Source organism: Actinoplanes sp. CA-142083, assembly GCF_050942195.1.
GTDB lineage: Bacteria > Actinomycetota > Actinomycetes > Mycobacteriales > Micromonosporaceae > Actinoplanes.
In genome coordinates, this window is the sequence record NZ_CP192076.1 from 4,845,630 (window position 1) to 4,861,398 (window position 15,769).

At 72.2% G+C, this 15,769-nt stretch carries 12 protein-coding genes; 7 read left to right on the forward strand and 5 right to left on the reverse strand.

Going from position 1 to position 15,769, the window contains the following annotated elements; translation table 11 throughout:
* Positions 1-13: 13 nt before the first annotated feature.
* The 3 genes from ACQPZX_RS22180 to ACQPZX_RS22190 are packed head-to-tail and all read left to right on the forward strand — an operon-like array spanning position 14 to position 5,690.
* Complete coding sequence (locus tag ACQPZX_RS22180; protein ID WP_433383736.1) at positions 14-5,125, forward strand: diguanylate cyclase; 5,112 nt, start codon at positions 14-16, stop codon at positions 5,123-5,125.
* 5 nt (positions 5,126-5,130) lie between these two features.
* Positions 5,131-5,550 carry a VOC family protein gene (locus ACQPZX_RS22185; protein ID WP_433383738.1) on the forward strand — a complete coding sequence of 140 codons (420 nt, stop codon included), beginning with the start codon at positions 5,131-5,133 and terminating at the stop codon, positions 5,548-5,550.
* Entirely contained in the window at positions 5,547-5,690 is a 144-nt protein-coding gene (locus tag ACQPZX_RS22190; RefSeq protein WP_433383740.1) for a hypothetical protein, read from the forward strand. The genes ACQPZX_RS22185 and ACQPZX_RS22190 overlap by 4 nt, the downstream gene beginning before the upstream one ends.
* 30 nt (positions 5,691-5,720) lie before the next feature.
* On the opposite strand, the gene ACQPZX_RS22195 is transcribed toward ACQPZX_RS22190, so the two are convergent.
* Together ACQPZX_RS22195 and ACQPZX_RS22200 are read right to left on the reverse strand one after the other, a co-directional pair.
* Positions 5,721-6,488 carry an ACT domain-containing protein gene (locus tag ACQPZX_RS22195; RefSeq protein ID WP_433383742.1) on the reverse strand — a complete coding sequence of 256 codons (768 nt, stop codon included), beginning with the start codon at positions 6,486-6,488 and terminating at the stop codon, positions 5,721-5,723.
* Positions 6,489-6,545: 57 nt separating this feature from the next.
* On the reverse strand, positions 6,546-7,139 hold the full coding sequence (locus ACQPZX_RS22200) for a TetR/AcrR family transcriptional regulator (protein ID WP_433383744.1): 594 nt from the start codon (positions 7,137-7,139) through the stop codon (positions 6,546-6,548).
* A 104-nt stretch (positions 7,140-7,243) separates the two neighbouring features.
* Between ACQPZX_RS22200 and ACQPZX_RS22205 the strand changes: the two genes are divergently transcribed.
* Positions 7,244-8,329, forward strand: coding sequence for an epoxide hydrolase family protein (locus ACQPZX_RS22205; protein ID WP_433383746.1), 1,086 nt, complete (start codon positions 7,244-7,246; stop codon positions 8,327-8,329).
* 9 nt (positions 8,330-8,338) lie between these two features.
* Here ACQPZX_RS22205 and ACQPZX_RS22210 read toward each other — a convergent pair whose 3' ends face one another.
* The 3 genes from ACQPZX_RS22210 to ACQPZX_RS22220 all read right to left on the reverse strand — a co-directional run bounded on the left by ACQPZX_RS22210 (position 8,339) and on the right by ACQPZX_RS22220 (position 11,379).
* Positions 8,339-9,010: a hypothetical protein gene (locus tag ACQPZX_RS22210; protein WP_433383747.1), complete on the reverse strand. Its 672-nt coding sequence runs from the start codon at positions 9,008-9,010 to the stop codon at positions 8,339-8,341.
* Positions 9,007-9,504 carry a SigE family RNA polymerase sigma factor gene (locus ACQPZX_RS22215; RefSeq protein ID WP_433383749.1) on the reverse strand — a complete coding sequence of 166 codons (498 nt, stop codon included), beginning with the start codon at positions 9,502-9,504 and terminating at the stop codon, positions 9,007-9,009. The genes ACQPZX_RS22210 and ACQPZX_RS22215 overlap by 4 nt, the downstream gene beginning before the upstream one ends.
* Before the next feature lie 390 nt (positions 9,505-9,894).
* Entirely contained in the window at positions 9,895-11,379 is a 1,485-nt protein-coding gene (locus ACQPZX_RS22220; RefSeq protein WP_433383750.1) for an MFS transporter, read from the reverse strand.
* Between the two features lie 180 nt (positions 11,380-11,559).
* Between ACQPZX_RS22220 and ACQPZX_RS22225 the strand changes: the two genes are divergently transcribed.
* From ACQPZX_RS22225 to ACQPZX_RS22235, 3 genes are read left to right on the forward strand one after another with little or no spacing between them, the layout of a single operon-like run.
* Entirely contained in the window at positions 11,560-13,146 is a 1,587-nt protein-coding gene (locus tag ACQPZX_RS22225) for an MFS transporter (protein WP_433383752.1), read from the forward strand.
* On the forward strand, positions 13,136-14,491 hold the full coding sequence (locus ACQPZX_RS22230; RefSeq protein ID WP_433383753.1) for a dipeptidase: 1,356 nt from the start codon (positions 13,136-13,138) through the stop codon (positions 14,489-14,491). Before ACQPZX_RS22225 ends, ACQPZX_RS22230 begins: the two co-directional genes overlap by 11 nt.
* The gene (locus tag ACQPZX_RS22235; protein WP_433383755.1) at positions 14,472-15,764 is read left to right on the forward strand and encodes a threonine/serine ThrE exporter family protein; all 1,293 of its coding nucleotides are present in this window, start codon (positions 14,472-14,474) and stop codon (positions 15,762-15,764) included. The genes ACQPZX_RS22230 and ACQPZX_RS22235 overlap by 20 nt, the downstream gene beginning before the upstream one ends.
* Positions 15,765-15,769 lie beyond the last annotated feature (5 nt).

Consider the following 15,769-nt stretch of genomic DNA (forward strand, 5'->3'; position numbering starts at 1 on the left):
GGAGTGGGTGCCAGTGAGTGACCAGGACCTGACCGGCCTGACCGTCGAGGACGAGCTGGGCCGGGGCGCGTTCACCACCGTGCACCGGGTCCGGCGCGGCGATGACACGTACGCGCTCAAGCGCCCCAACCCCGACGGGGCCGACGACCCCGGGGTGCTCACCGCCTTCCACCGGGAGGCCGCGCTCCTCGCCTGTGTCGACGACCCGGGCGTGCCGCGCATCCACGCCGCCGGCCTCCACGGCGGCGCGCCCGCCCTGGTTCTCGAATACATCCCGGGCGGCTCCCTCGCCGACCAGCTCGCCCACGGGCCGCTCGCCCCCGAGCGGGTCGTCGAGCTCGCCAGCCGGCTCGGCCGCGGCCTGGCCGCCGCGCACCGGGTCGGTCTCGTGCACCGCGACGTGAAGCCGGGCAACATCATGATGTCGCCGGGCCGGCCGGCGAAGCTCATCGACTTCGGCCTCGCCCTGCTCGGCGCGGTGCCCGAGGACGACGACCGCGCGGTCGGCACGTTCCTCTACACCTCGCCCGAGCAGTCCGGCATGCTCAAGCGCCCGGTCGACGGCCGCTCCGACCTGTACTCGCTCGGCGTCGTGCTCTTCGAGTGCCTCACCGGGCGGCTCCCGTTCGAGGCGGAGGACGTCGGGCAGCTGCTGCGGCTGCACCTGACCGCGCCGGTGCCCGAGATCCCCGGCATCGATCCGGCCCTCGCCGCCGTCGTGACCCGGCTGCTCGCCAAGGACCCGGACGACCGCTACCCCGATGCCGCCGCCCTCATCACCGCCCTGCGCGCCTGCCCGGGCGGCGAGGCGGCGGCCGAGCCGGCCGCGGCGAGCTGGCCGTTGTGCGGCCGCGACACCGAGCGCGAGGACCTCGCCAACCGCTGGCGCCGCGCCCGCGCCGGCCGCGGCGGCGTCGCCGTCATCCGCGGGCCGGCGGGATCGGGCCGCACCCGGCTCGCCGAGGAGGCCGCCGCGCTCGTCACCGACGTGCCGGTGCTGCGGGCCGCCTGCCAGGAGGACGAGGCCCTGCCGCTGGCCGCCCTGCGCGCCGCGATCGATGGGCACCTGCAGCGGATCGCGCTGCTCGACGGACCGGCCCGCGCCGAGGCCGAGCAGCTCGTCCGCGACGCCGCCGACGTCGCCGGCGCGTCCCTCGTGGCCCGGCTCAGCCCCCGTCTCGAGGCGGTCGTCGGCGAGGCGGGCGACGCCCGCGACGAGCATCTCTTCGCCGCCGTGGCAACGTTTCTGGGCGAGCTCGCGAAGGCCCACAGTGGACTGATGCTGCTCTGCGACGACGCGCACTGGCTCGACGCGGGCAGCCGGGAGGTGCTCGGCCGGCTCGCGCCAGACCTGCCGAAGCTGCCGTTGCTGATGCTGCTGACCGAGCGGTCCGGGGCCGGCAAGCCGACCGCGCTGCCGGTCGACCTCGAGCTGGACTGCCTGCCGCTCGACCACGCCGCCGTCGCCGGGCTGGTGGCGTCGCGGCTGCCGGGGGCGACCGCGCCGGCCGAGCTCACCGCGCACATCGCCGGACGCACCGACGGGTCGCCGCTGGCCGTGGTCGCCTATCTGCTGCGGCTGCTCGACGCCGGGCTACTGACCCCGTTGTGGGGCGCCTGGCACTTCGATGTGGCCGGCGCCGACGCTCTGCCGGCCGCCGAGGACGTGCGCGCGCTGCTCGCGTCGCGGCTCGCCACGCTCACCGAAGGCGACCGTGACTTCCTGGTCACGGCGGCCGTCGCCGGCCCGCGCTTCCGCACCGAGACCCTGGTGGCGGCCGGGGGAGAGGCCGACCAGGTGGTGGCCGCGGTCGGCGCCGCCGTCGAGCGCCGGGTCGTCGAGGCGCGGCCGGGCGGCTGGTTCGTCTTCCTGCACCCGCTGCTGCGCGAGTCCCTGCTGGACGGGGTGGGCGAGCAGCGGCTCCGCCGGCTGCACGCGGCGATCGCGGACGCTTTGGAGAGCCTGCCCGAGCCGTTGCGGGATGCCGACCACGTGTACGCGGTGGCCCGCCATCACCGCCGCGCGGGCGACGCCGTTCCCGCCGGGAAACGCCGTCGCAGCGCCCTGGCCGCCGGCCTGCGCGCCCTCGACGACATGGCGCCGGCCGAGGCGGTCGGCTACCTCGAGGACGCTCTCGACGGCGACCCGGCGCCCAGCACGGCCGTCTTGCACCCGCTGGCGATGGCGTATCTGCGCGCGGCCCGCTTCGCCGAGGCCGGGGCGACCATCGAGCGGGCGCTCGCCGCCGAGGCGGACCGCCGCGCCCGGGCGCGGCTGCTCATCACCCGGATCGAGCTGCACCACACACTCTGGGACGACGAGCGGGCGCTGGCCGCCACCGCCGCGGCGCTCACCGAGCTCGGCCGTCCACTGCCCGCGAACACGCTCGGCCTGATCGCCTCCACGGTCGGCATCGCTCTGGCGGGCGGCGCGGTACGCCGTACGGGATGGGGGTTGGGAAAGGCCCGGGGCCGCCGCCGTGACGATCTCGCCGCCCTTGCCGCCACCCTGGATGCCGGTGGCTATGCCGCCGGGATCGGCCTGCGCCTGCGCGAGGCCGGCGTCCTCGCGATGCGCGCGATGTACGCGGTGAACAGGCTCGGACCCTGCCCCGAATACGTTCGCGTCTACGCGCTCGTCGGCTACGTCGCCGCCGTGGTCAAGCTGCGCGGCACCGCCGACCGCTGCCTCAACCGGGCCGCCGAAGTCGCCGCGCAGCTGGGGGATCCGGCGCTGACCGCCTACGTCGAATGGCTGCGCGGCTGCGCCTGGCTGTTCGGTGGATTCGACGACGGCAGCGCCTGGGAGGAGACCATCGCCCGCAACGCGCGCTGGTTCGGGCCGGCGCAGCTCATCCCGGGCTACGCCACCGTCGGGCTGCGGCTGATGCTGCGCGGGTACACAGTGGAGAGTCAGGCCGAGTACGAGCGCGGGGTCAAGCGCCTCAACGACCTGTCCCGGGTGCGCGGCACCTCGTTCGGCATGCTCGCGGTGATGATTCCGGCGATGCAGGGCCGGCACGGCGAGGCCGCGGCCGCGCTCGCGGAGTGGCGCGCCACGACGCCCGAGGGCGAGGGCACCACCGTGCAGCGGGCCAACATGCTCGTCGCTGCCGCGTGCGCCGCCATCGAGCAGGGCGAGTTCGGCGAGCCGTTCGAGGCGATCGTCACCGAGTTCCGCGGGCTCGGGCTGCGCTTGCGCGACATGATGACGCAGCACAAGTGGTTCTTCGCTTTCCAGTCCCACGGGCGGATGGCGCAGCTGCGGATGGCGACCGACGAGAACCGGCCGGCCCGCATCGCGGCGGCGCGTGGCGCGGTGGCCGACCTGCGGCGGGTGCGCAAAAGCTCGCCACTGCTCGACGCCGCGTATCTCATCGGCGAGGCGGCGCTGGCGCAGATGCTCGGCGAGCCGCGCAAGTGCATCGAGTGGAGCGACAAGGCCGAGCACATCGCGCGGATGGCGGACGCGCCGCTCGTGCACTTCGAGGTGGCGCGGTTCCGGGCGCGGGCGTTCCGGGCCCTCGGTCTCGTCAACGAGTCGGATCGGCAGGCGCGCATCGCGCTGTCGCTGGCGACCGTGCACGGCTGGGAGTCGCGGCGGCGGCAGGCGCGCACCGAGTTCGGCGCCGAGGACGCCGGCACCAACCGGGGCACGGTCGTGGACCGGCGCGGCGACGCCGGGCGCAGCCGGCGGCTCGAGGCGTTGCAGCAGGTCGGCGCGGCGGCGGCGACGGTGCTCGACCCGCAGGAGCTGGCCCGGGTCGCGCTCGACGAGATGCTGCGGATCCTCGGGGCCGAGCGGGCGCTGTTCTTCCTGCTCGACGAGGCGGGTTCGCCGGCGCTGTTCGCCGGGCGGGGCGCGGACGGGACCGACCTGGTTCCCACCTCCGGGTACGGCGCGACGCTCGTGCGGCGGGTCGCCTCCAGCGGGGAAGCATTGGTGCTGACCGGGACCGAGCAAGGAGCGGCGCTCGGGTCGCGCAGCGCGGTGGTGCACGGGCTGCGCAGCATCATGGTGGTTCCGGTGCAGTTCAAGGGGAACACGCTCGGCGTCGTGTATCTCGACAGCCGGATGGCGCGCGGCATCTTCACCGACGACGACGTCGAGGTGCTGATCGGGGTCACCAGCCACGTCGCGGTCTCGCTGGAGACGGCGCGGGCGGCGCAGCTGCACCTTTCGCTGGCGGCGGCTCAGCAGCAGCAGGCGTTCGCCGAGATGTTGCGGGCGTCGCTGGCCGAGTTGAGTGGGATCCACGACCCGGCTCGGCTTCTGAGCAGCCTCTTCGGGATGCTGGCGGGGCAGCTCGACGCTCAGGCCGGTTGCCTGCTCAGCGCCGATGGGTCCGTTGTCGTAGAGGTGACCGGTAAAGCCGACCCGTCCGTTTTGGGCGGTGCGTTGCCTGTTTCTCTGCCGCACGTGCTGATGCCGACGGTGGTTGCCGCGAACGACTTGTCCGAAATTTACGGACAAAGGCTGTTGGTGGTGCCGCTTGATCACCGGGATGGGCGCAGCGGGGTCGTGGTGCTGGGCGCGGACAGCTTCGACGACAGCGCGGTGCAGGTGGCGGCGGCGCTGGCCACGCAGGGGATGAGCGCCTACCTCAACGCCTGCCTCTTCAGCCGCGTGCAGGAGCTCGCCACCACCGACGAGCTCACCGGGCAGCACAACCGCCGGCATTTCTATGCGATCGCCACCGCCCTCGTGTCGTCGGCGGCCCGGGGGTCCCGCGATCTGGCCGCTGTCATGCTCGACATCGACAAGTTCAAGAGCGTCAATGACACGTACGGCCATGGCGTCGGTGACGAGGTCATCCGCGAGGTCGCGGCCCGGGTCCGGGCGAGCATCCGCCACTCGGACGTGCTGGGCCGCTACGGCGGCGAGGAGTTCGCCGTCGTCCTGCCCGACCACGACGGCAGCGCCCCCGACCTGGCCGAGCGCATGCGCAGCGCGGTCGCCGACACCCCCATCGCCACGGCGGCCGGCCCACTGAAGGTCACCATCAGCGTCGGCCTCACCCAGCTCGACCCGGCCGACGCCACGCTCGACCAGATGCTGGCCCGCGCCGACCTCGCCCTGTACCGCGCCAAGGAGAGCGGGCGGAACCGAGTCGTGGTTTGCTGAGGGATATGACAGCATTCCCGAGGCTGCTGCAGACCGTCCTGGACGGTACCGACGTCCGGCAGCTCGCCGAGTTCTACCGCAAGCTGTTCGGCCTCGAGTACCGCCCCGGCGACGAGCCGCCGGCCGCCGGCGAGCCCGACGAGCGCGGCCACGACTGGCTGGTCCTGCAGAATCCGAACGGCGGGCCGCAGCTGGCTTTCCAGCAGACCGGCTCGCTGACCCCGACGACCTGGCCGGACAACGCGGTGCCGCAGCAGCTGCACCTCGACACCACCGTCGACTCCAAGCCCGACCTGGACAAGCAGCACGAGCGGGCGCTGGCCCTGGGAGCGAAACTCCTCTACGACCGCAGCGACGACCCCGACGAGCCCCTGCGCGTCTACGCCGACCCGGCCGGCCACCCGTTCTGCATCTTCGTCGCGTGAGGCCGTTGCTGTTCCTGGACGTCGACGGCCCGCTGATCCCGTTCCGCTCCCGCGCCCTGTCCCCGCCGGACCCCGGCAACCCCTCCTCGAGCGCCTGGATCCGGCGGACGGCGCGCGCGTCGACCGCTATGCCGGTCTGACATCGCAGGATTTCGCGGCCGTGCGCGCGTTCAGCGGCGGGACAGCGCCTCGCACAAGTCGATCAGCGACTGGGCGCGGGACACCTCGGTAGGCGTGAAGGCCGGCCGCGTACGGGTCAGGAAATGCGGCTCGCCCGAGGCGGCGTGCAGGGTTGCCGCGTGGACGCCGGGCGGTGGGGGAGTGGCGGTCAGGTCGGCGTCCAGCAGGCGGTGGACGGCCTCGTCCAGGGTGGTCCGGCCCGCGACGGCGTGACGGGCGATGGTCAGCGCCCGGGTGGCCGGGTCGACCAGGTCGTGGGCGTCGGCGGGGATCACCTCGGTCAGCTCGCCGCCGCCGGCCGCCACGGTGGCCAGCAGGTCGTCGGGTGTCAGCTCGCGCGGGACGGCGACCAGCAGCTCGTCGACGGCGCCGTGCTCGGCCGGGTGGATCTGGATCGCCAGGATGTTGATGCCCCGGTCGGCCAGGCGGCCGCTGAGCGCGGCCAGGGTGCCGGGGCGGTCCGGCAGGGCGGTGCGCAGGCGCATCAGCGTGCGTTCGCGGGCCGGGATGGCCAGCAGGTCGGGCAGCGCGGCGTGCCGGCGCGGGACCGTGGCCCGGCGCCGGCGGGCCCAGCGTTTCCGCAGCACTGCGCCGGCGACGAGAATGGCGCCGCTCGCGGTGAGCATCGCGGCGCCGTGGGCGTGCTCGCCGAGCAGCGTGACGAACAGGTGCGCGGTGCCGACTGCGAAGAACACAGCGGCCACGTCGATCAGGTCAGCGGCCAGATGTGCCGTCCGGGACCGGTCGATGATCCTCATACCGAGCATCGTGGCGGCGGCAGATGTCCCCGCCGATTGCTGTCCGTGTCAACGCCATTAAGGCTTTCCCCAGCGCCGGCCCAGCGCCGCGCCCGCGGGTGGCGGCCCCGGCATCTCCCCGCCCGCGCGCATGCCGTCCAGCAGGACGACGACGTAGCGGCGGCGGAACTCCCTGGCGCGGCCGGCGGCGCACATCTCCAGCAGCATCGTGATGTCGTCGGGGACCGCGCCGGGCCGGAAATATCGCCGCGCCCGCGAGAAGAGCGTTGTGGCCAGCTCCTTCGCGCGGACGGCGTCGGCGTTCATCTGGGCGGTCGGGACGAACGTGCCGGCCAGGTGCACGGTCAGCGAGTGCACGTCGGCGTCGACGACTGCGCGCAGGAAAGTTTCGAAGGCCGTCCAGTCGTCGTCCTCCCGCGACGCGCGCTCGGCCTCGGCGATGAAGCGCCGCAGGCCGTCGTGGCAGAGGGTGCGCAGCAGGTCCTCCTTGCCGGCGTAGCGGCGATACAGCGCGCCGATGCCGACGCCCGCCCGCTCGGCCACCGCGGAGATGGGCGCGCGAGGGTCCGCCAGGAAGACCTCGCGCGCCGCGGCCAGGATCGTCTCGTCGTTGCGCGCCGCCTCGCGTGCGCGTCCCGCGGTGTTCGCCATGTTTCTCAGGCTAGCACTGGAACGGATCGTTCCGCTCTGCTAGAGTCGAAACAGAACAAAGCATTCCGTTCCTAAATCAGATCGTACGACCGGAGGCGAGCACGATGATCAGCGAGTTCCGCATCGACATCCCGCAGAGCGACCTCGACGACCTGCGCGACCGCCTGGCCCGCACCCGCTGGACCCCCGAGATCCCCGGCCAGGGCTGGCGCCGCGGCGTGCCGGTCGACTACATGCGCGACCTGGTGACGTACTGGGAGCGCGAGTTCGACTGGCGCGCCGCCGAGGCCCGGCTCAACGCGCTGCCCCAGTTCCGCACCGAGGTGGACGGGCAGCCGATCCACTTCGCGCACGTCCGCTCGGCCAACCCCGACGCCGTGCCGCTGCTGATCAGCCACGACTGGCCCGGCTCCTTCGCGTTGTACCTGCCGGTCGTCGAGGCCCTGCGCGGCGACTTCCACCTGGTCCTGGCCAGCAACCCCGGCGTCGCCTTCTCCGGCCCGCTGCTCAGCGAGGGCTGGACCACCTCCCGCAGCGCCGCGGCCTTCAACGAGGTCATGGCGAGGCTCGGGTACGACCGCTACGGCGTCCAGGGCACCGGCGGCGGCGCCGCGATCGCCGTCGAGATGGGCCGCCAGCGCCCGGCCAACGTGATCGGCGTCCACGTGAACGGCCACATCACCTTCCCGTTCCCGTCCGACGACCTGTCGAGCCTGACCGAGGCCGAGCAGGACCGGCTCCGCCGCTTGCAGGAGTTCCGCGACGACAAGATGGGCTTCAACGTCATCCAGTCCACGCGGCCGCAGACCCTCGCCTACGCGCTGCACGACTCGCCGGCGGGTCAGCTCGCGTGGATCGCCGAGAAGTTCGTCGAGTGGACCGATTCCGAGATCGACCGCGACCTCCTGCTGACGAACGTGAGCCTCTACTGGTTCACCGGCACCGCGGGCAGCTCGGCCAACCTCTACTGGGAAGCGGCGCACGACCCGTCCGCGTGGGCGCCGAAGGAGAAGTCGACGGTTCCGCTGGGCGTCGCGCTCGGCGTCACCGACATCACGGTCCGGCGCTTCGCGGAGCGGGACACGCCGGTCACGCATTGGACCGAGCTGCCGGCCGGCGGAAACTTCCTCTCCGCCGAGGAGCCCAAGCTGTTCGCGGACGACGTCCGGGCGTTCTTCGGCGAGCTCTGACCGGCCAGATCAGCGGGGGCCGAGGCTTCCCCGGGACGGTTCGCCCCTCGTGTTCACGAACTTGAACGCGAACGCCGCCCCCGCGTTGGCCCTGCTGTCGCCGCTCAGGTAGACCCGCAGGTAGCCGGTGATCGGCTGGTGCACCTTCAGCTCGCCGGCCACGAAGTCCTCCCCGCACGGCACCGAGCCGGTCGCCAGCACCTGATTGCCGAAATCCTGGGCCTTGACCGTGACCTGGACCGTGCCCTCGCCGACGCAGAAGACGTACATGTGGTAGTCCCCCTCGGGGATGTCGTTCACATGGTTCTCGTAGTCGGCCGCGACCATGCCGGCGGTGGCCATCGTCCACGGGGTGACGTTCGGGTCGCCGAGCGCGGCGCTCGCGGCGTCCATCCGGTTCTGCTCGGTCGGGTCCGGCTCCGGGATTCGCACCGGGAAGGACGGCTCCGCCGAGGTTCTCCCGCCGGCCGCCTGGCTGCCGGACGGCGCGGAGGGCCCGGCCTGGCCGACCAGGACGGTCAGGCCGATCGTCGCCGCGGTGAGCAGTGCGGCGCCCCCGACGTTAATGACGGTTCGCGTGCGTCGCACGGCCCGGCGCACGTTGTCCACACCCGGGGGCACGACGTCCCGCATGGCGTCGGCGCGTGCCCGGTCGAGCATCCTTTCGACTTTGTCGCTCATCGCTGGTCTCCCTCGGGTTCGTCGTCGAGCTCGGCGGCCAGCGCGGCCCGGGCCCGGTGCAGCCAGGACTTGACGGTGCCCTCGGCGACGCCTTCACGCTCCGCGATCTCGGGCACGGTGAAGTCGCCGATGTAGCGCAGGACCACCGCCCGCCGTTGCCGTTCGGGCAGGTTGGCCAGCGCGGCCGTCACCGCGACCCGTTCCGGGCTGGGCCCTTCCGCGGGAGGCTCGAGCCGTGCGTGGCGTCTCAAGAAATTCAAGGCCGATCTCGTACGACGCCAGCGGCTCAACGCCAGATTCCAAGCGACCCGGCGCACCCAGCCCACCGGGTCCTCGTACGCCGAGACGGCGCCCCACCGGGCGTAGGCACGGCAGAACGCCTCCTGCGCGATGTCGTGCGCCTCCTGGCGATCGCCGAAGTACAGGTAGAGCTGCACGGTGAGCCCGCTGTAGTGCGCCGCGTAGAACTCGTCGAACCCGGCGAGCTCCGTCACGACCGACGGCCTGTCCGCTCTGATGGTGCCGGCTCTGACCGGCTCGCTACTGGCGCCCACAAGGGAGACACGTTCGGCACCCCGGAAGCGTTGCACGCCCTTCACCGCCGATATGCCCGGAAGCCACCGCGGCTGTGCACCGAAGGCACACGCGCCGCCTTTCGCCGTCCGGGTCGGCGCTCGACGAGTCCGGCCCGCGGCGAAGGGGCGAGGTGGCCACCGAGAGCAGTGCGGGGTGTTGGCGCGCGTGGCGAAAGGGCGAGGCGGCCACCGAGAGCAGGGCGGGGTGGGCACCCGCGGCGAAAGGGCTAGGCGGCCACCGAGAGCAGCGCGGGGTGCGGGCCCGCGCGGCGAACGGCGGAGCTGAGGCGGCCGGGGCGGCCGGGCGGGTCAGTGGTCGGCGGCGACTGGGATCGTGTGGGAGTAGGACGCGGCGGCGGCGCCGGTGCTCACCTTGCGCGGGCGGTGGCGGCCCAGCAGCGCCACGAGCAGCACGCCGCAACCTGCCATGATCGCCATCAGGATCGCGGAGCGTGACAGGCCGGCCGCCAGGGCGTCGGCGTCGCTCGCGCCGGCCGCCTTGTGGTTGGCGATCGCGGCGGCGTAGACGGTGGCCGTCGCGGCAGTGGCCAGCGAGCCGCCCACGTAGCGGGCCATGTTCGAGATCCCGGAGGCCTGGCCGACCTGTGCGGGCTCGACCGAGGACGTGGACGCCGACGACGCCGGGCCGTTCGCGAGGCCGAGGCCGATCGCCATGATGACCAGGGGAGGCACGAAGTAGCCGTAGGACCAGGACGACTTGGCGAAGCCCAGCGCGGCGAACGCCACCGCCGACAGGATGAATCCGAGCGCCACCGCCTGACGTGAACCGATCTTCACGGCGACGGGAGTGATCAGCGGGGTGATTGCGATCATCACGGCCACGGCGGGCAGGGTGGCCAGGCCGGCCTGCAGCGCGCTCAACGCGAAGCCGCCGGGATCCTGGAAGTACAGGCTCAGCACGTACATCAGGCCGTTGATGGTGCCGGCCACGATGAGGATCGCCAGGGTGGAGCCGACCAGGACGAGGTTGCGGAACAGCGCGAGGTCGACCAGCGGCGCGGAGACCCGCTTCTCGGCGTAGATGAAGCCGGCCACGCCGAGCGCGCCGATCACGAAGCAGGAGATGGTCGCCAGCGACGCCCAGCCCCAGTCGCCGCCCTCGCTCAGGGCCAGGACGAGCGGCACCAGGATGACCGCGATCAGCACGGTGCCGGCCCAGTCGATCGAGCGGGACCGGTTCGGGTCGCTGGACTCCTTGACCATGAAGAGCGTGATCGGGATGCAGGCAGCCGCGATCACCGCGTCGATCCAGAAAAGGCCCTGCCAGCCGGTCGCGTCGACCAGCACGCCGCCGACCAGCGGCCCGGCCGCGCCGCCGGCCGCGGAGGCCGCGCCCCACAGGGTGATCGCCTTCATCTGGCCGGAGCCGGACGAGTCCACCGACAGCAGGCTCATGCCGCAGGCCAGGATCGTCGACCCGGCCGCGCCCTGGATCATCCGGCCCGCGATCACGCCGGCGCCGGCGGTGGAGAGCGCGATCAGCACGCAAGAGGCCACGAACAGCAGCAGGCCGCCGAGGAAGATCTTGCGCCGGCCGAACACGTCGCCCAGCGCGCCGGAGGTCACGATCACCGCGGCGCCGACCAGCATGTAGCCGGTCACCGCCCACTGCAGGGTGTCCACCTGGGTCCCGGTGTCCTGACTGATGGCGGGGAGCAGGATGGTGACGGCCGAGGTGTTCGCGTTCACCACCAGGGTCGACACACACGCGGCGATCAGCACCCCGAGGCCGGCGGCCTTGCCGGTCGAAGCCTTCGCGTCCAGGTCAGCCATGCGATCCTCCCAAGTCGGACGCTCGTCAGTCTCGGTACCGGCGCCGATCGACACATCGCCCGGCGCGGATGAGACCGGCACGCACGGAACAGGCGCGGTGGCAGGGGCGAACGGCGGTTCACAAAGCCCATCCGCCGCGAATGAAGACCACCGGCGGGCGCGAACCAGAGACTGGGCCGCGTGAGTGACGCCAAGACCGCCGGCCCGGCGACGACCGGGAGCCGCTGGCTGTCCCTGGCCGCCATCTGCACGGCGGCCGGGCTGGTCTGGCTGGCCTTCGCCGACCTCGGCGTGGCGATCCCGACGATGGCCGAGGACCTGCACGCCGACCTGTCCGGCCTGCAGTGGGCGAACAACGCGTTCAGCCTGGTCACCGGCGCCCTGGTGATCGCGGCGGGCAAGTTCGGTGACATCTTCGGCCGGCGACGCATGCTCGGGCTCGGCATCGTGCTGTTCTCGGCGTTCTCGATCGTGGCCGCGCTCGCGCCGAACGTCGGCGTGCTGATCACCGGCCGCGGCCTGATGGGCATCGGCGCGGCGTTGATCCTGCCGGCCACGCTCGCCCTGATCCCGGCCGAGTTCAGCGGCCCGGCCGAGCTGACGGCCTTCGGCGTCTGGCAGGCCGTCGCGTGGGGCGGCCAGGCGATCGGCCCGGCCATCGGCGGCATCCTGACCAGCGGCCTTGGCTGGCAATGGCTGTTCTGGATCAACATCCCGCTCGGCATCGCCACGTACTTCATCCTGCGCGCCAGCACCCCCGAGTCCCGCGACCCCGAGGCGTCGCGCCGCATCGACTGGCTCGGCCTGGCGACGATCGGCCTGGCGATCTTCGCGCTGCTCTTCGCGCTCACCGACGGCCCGGCGGTCGGCTGGGGCGACCCCCTCGTCATCGGCCTTCTTGTCGCGTTCGTCGCCCTGGTGCTCGCCTGGTACGCCATCGAGCGCAACGTGAAGGACCCCCTGGTCAACCTGAGCCTGTTCAGGCTGCGCGCCTACGACGGCGCCCTCACCGCCAACCTCGTGATGAACCTGGCGTTCGGCGGGCTCAGCTACCTGCTCGTGCTGTGGCTGCAGAACGTTCGCGGGTACGGCGCCGTCGAGGCCGGGCTGCTGATGCTCCCGTCCACGCTCGGCATCTTCCTGTTCATCCCGCAGGGCTCGAAACTCGAATCGCGGCGCGGTGGGCGAATGCCCGTACTCATCGGGCTCTTTGTTCTTGCGGCGGGTCTCGCCGTGCTCGGTTTTCTCTCCGCGGACTCGACGTTGTGGCTGCTCGCCGCCGGTCTGCTGGTGATCGGGATCGGCCTGGGCGTGCTGTCCACCCCGATCTCCAACACCGCGGTGGGCGACGTCCCGATCGACCTCGCGGGGTCGGCGGCCGGCGTCTTCAAGATGTCCAGCATGGTCGGCGGCGCCCTCGGCGTGGCGGTGCTGACCGCGCTGACCCGCGGCTTCTCGGCCGGTGCCAGCGAGGACGCCCTGCGCGATGCCGGCCTGTCCGCGGCCGACATCGAGACCGCCAAGAACGCGCTGGTCGGCTCCGCGTCGTTCCAGGACGCCATCGCCCAGCTGCCGGCCGACCTGGGCCGTTCCGTGACCGCGGCGGTCGCCGCCGGCTTCAGCAACGGCATCGCGGACGCGCTGCTCGTGACGGGCGGGATCGTGCTGGCCGCGCTGATCGTGGTCCGGTTCCTGTGGCCCGGCCGCTCCAGACGTGAATCCGCTCCGGTGCCCACAACGAGGAAGGCAGACGAACGTGGTAGATGACGAGGTGCTCCGCGGCCGGATCAAGTCGCTGATGCCGCGGGCGAAGGACGACCTGGCCGCGATGGTGGCCTTCAAATCGGTCCACGACGCCGCGCAGTTCCCGGTCAGCGAGTGCGACGGCATGGTCGACTGGCTGCTGGGGACATTCCGTGAACTTGGATTCGCGGACGTCGCCGCCTATGAGACGCCGGACGGCAGCAAGGCCGTCTGCGGCGAGATCAAAGGTCCCGAGGGCGCGCCGACGGTGCTGCTGTACTTCCACCACGACGTGCAGCCGCCGCTCGACGACGCCGCCTGGAACACGCCGGTCTGGGAGCTCACCGAGGTGGACGGCCGCTGGTACGGGCGCGGCGCCGCCGACTGCAAAGGCAACATCGTCACCCACCTCACCGCGCTGCGGGCGCTCGGCGACAAGCTGCCGGTCACGGTGAAGATCGTGGGGGAGGGCTCGGAGGAGCAGGGCACCGGCGGCCTCGAGGCGTTCGTGCCCACCCACGCCGACCTGCTGCGCGCCGACGCGATCCTGGTGTGCGACGCCGGCAACTTCGCGGTCGGCGTGCCCGCGGTCACCAGCACCCTGCGCGGTCTCGCGAACGTCGTGGTCAGCGTGGACACGATGGCCGGCCCGATGCACTCCGGGATGTTCGGCGGAGCCGCTCCCGACGCGCTGGCCGCACTTGTCCACATGCTCTCGACGCTGCGCGACGAGGAGGGCAACACGACAATCAACGGCCTGGACACCACCCAGGTCTGGCCCGGCGCCGACTACCCGCCCGACCAGTTCCGCGAGGACGCCAGCGTGCTCAGCGGCGTCAGCCTGCTGGGCAACGCGCGGGTCGCCGACATGGTCTGGGCACGGCCCGCCGTCACCGTGCTGGGCATCGACTGCCCGCCGGTGGTCGGTTCGTCGGCCGCGATCCAACCGCACGCGCGAGCCCGGATCAACTTGCGGGTGCCGCCGGGCATGGACGCCAAGCAGGCGCAGGAGGCGCTGATCGAGCACCTCAAGCAGGCCGCTCCCTGGGGCGCCAAGGTCACCGTCGAGCGCGAGGCCGACGGGGAGCCGTTCAGCGGTTCGACCAGCGGCCCGGCCTACGACACCCTGACAAGTGCCATGCATGACTCGTACGGGCGGCAGGCGCTGGTCGAGGGGCAGGGCGGCTCGATCCCGCTGTGCAACGTCTTCCAGGACACCTTCCCGGACGCCGAGATCATGCTGATCGGGGTCGAGGAGCCGCGCTGCCTCATCCACGCCCCCAACGAGAGCGTCGACCCGTCCGAGATCGAGCACATGGCGCTGGTGGAGGCGCTGTTCCTGAAGAACTATGCGGGAAACCGGCGCTGACCAGGCCGCGCTGATCTCGTCCGGGGACGAGCGGGCGCTGCTGCGGTTCCTGCTGTTCATCGGCAGCGGGCTGACCGCGGCGGGTGAGGCGGTAAACGAGATCCAGGACCACATCATCGAGGTGGCCGCGGCCTATGGCGCCCCGCATGCGCGGGTCGCGGTGCTCCCGACGTACGTCGAGATCTCGCTCGAACCCGGACGCGCGGCAACTCTCGAACCCACCCGGACCCTGCGGGGGTTTCTCCGGCTGGACCAGACCGCGGCGCTGTTCCAGCTGCTTCGCGAAGCGAAGCTCGGTGAACTTTCGCCGGACGAGGGCAGCCGGCGGGTGCTCGAGATCGTCGAGATGCGGCCGCGGTTCGGCCGGCTGCTGACGATCTTCGGGCACTCGGTTCTGACCGTGGGCATCTGCCTGGTGCTCCAGCCGACGTGGGGCGATCTCGTGCTGGCCGGCCTGTTCGGGCTGCTGGTGGGCGCGCTCAAGCTGGTCGGCGGCCGGTTCCCCAGCCTGCAGTTGATCATGCCGGTGGTGGTGTCGTTCGTCGTCGCCTCGACCACGTTCCTGCTGGCCGCGCCCGGCTGGGCGGACGCCGACCTGCGCGCCATGATCGCGCCGCTGGTGACTTTCCTACCGGGGGCGGCATTAACCATGTCGGTGGTCGAGCTCTCCGCCGGCGAGATGATCACCGGGGCGAGCCGCTTGGTGTCGGGGACGCTTCAGCTGCTGTTGCTGGCCTTCGGGATCACGGCGGCGACGCAGATGGTGAACCTGCCGGCCGCCGACGTGCTGATCGACAGTCCGCAGAACCTGATCGGCTGGTGGGCGCCGTGGCTGGGCGTGCTGGTGGTCGGCGTCGGCACGTATCTGTACCACTCGGCGCCCCATCGCTCGCTGCCGTGGCTGCTGGTCGTGCTGGCCGCGGCCTGGATCGGACAATTCATCGGCAATCAATTGTTCGGCGGATACCTATCGGGATTCTTCGGCGCGCTCGCGATGACGCCGGTCGCCTATTTCGTCGAGCGCCGGCCGTCCGGACCGCCCGCTCTGGTGTCATTCCTGCCCGCGTTCTGGCTCTTGGTTCCCGGCGCATTGGGATTGATCGGCGTCACCGAATATCTGGACAAGGACACCATCGCCGCGGCGGAGGATCTGTTCGGCACGGTCTGGTCGATGATCGCCATCGCCCTCGGGGTGCTGTGCGGGTATCCGCTGTACCGCTCGCTGGCGCGGTCGCTGGGATGGATCCGGCTTCCGTTCGGGACCCCCTCCTGAGGCCG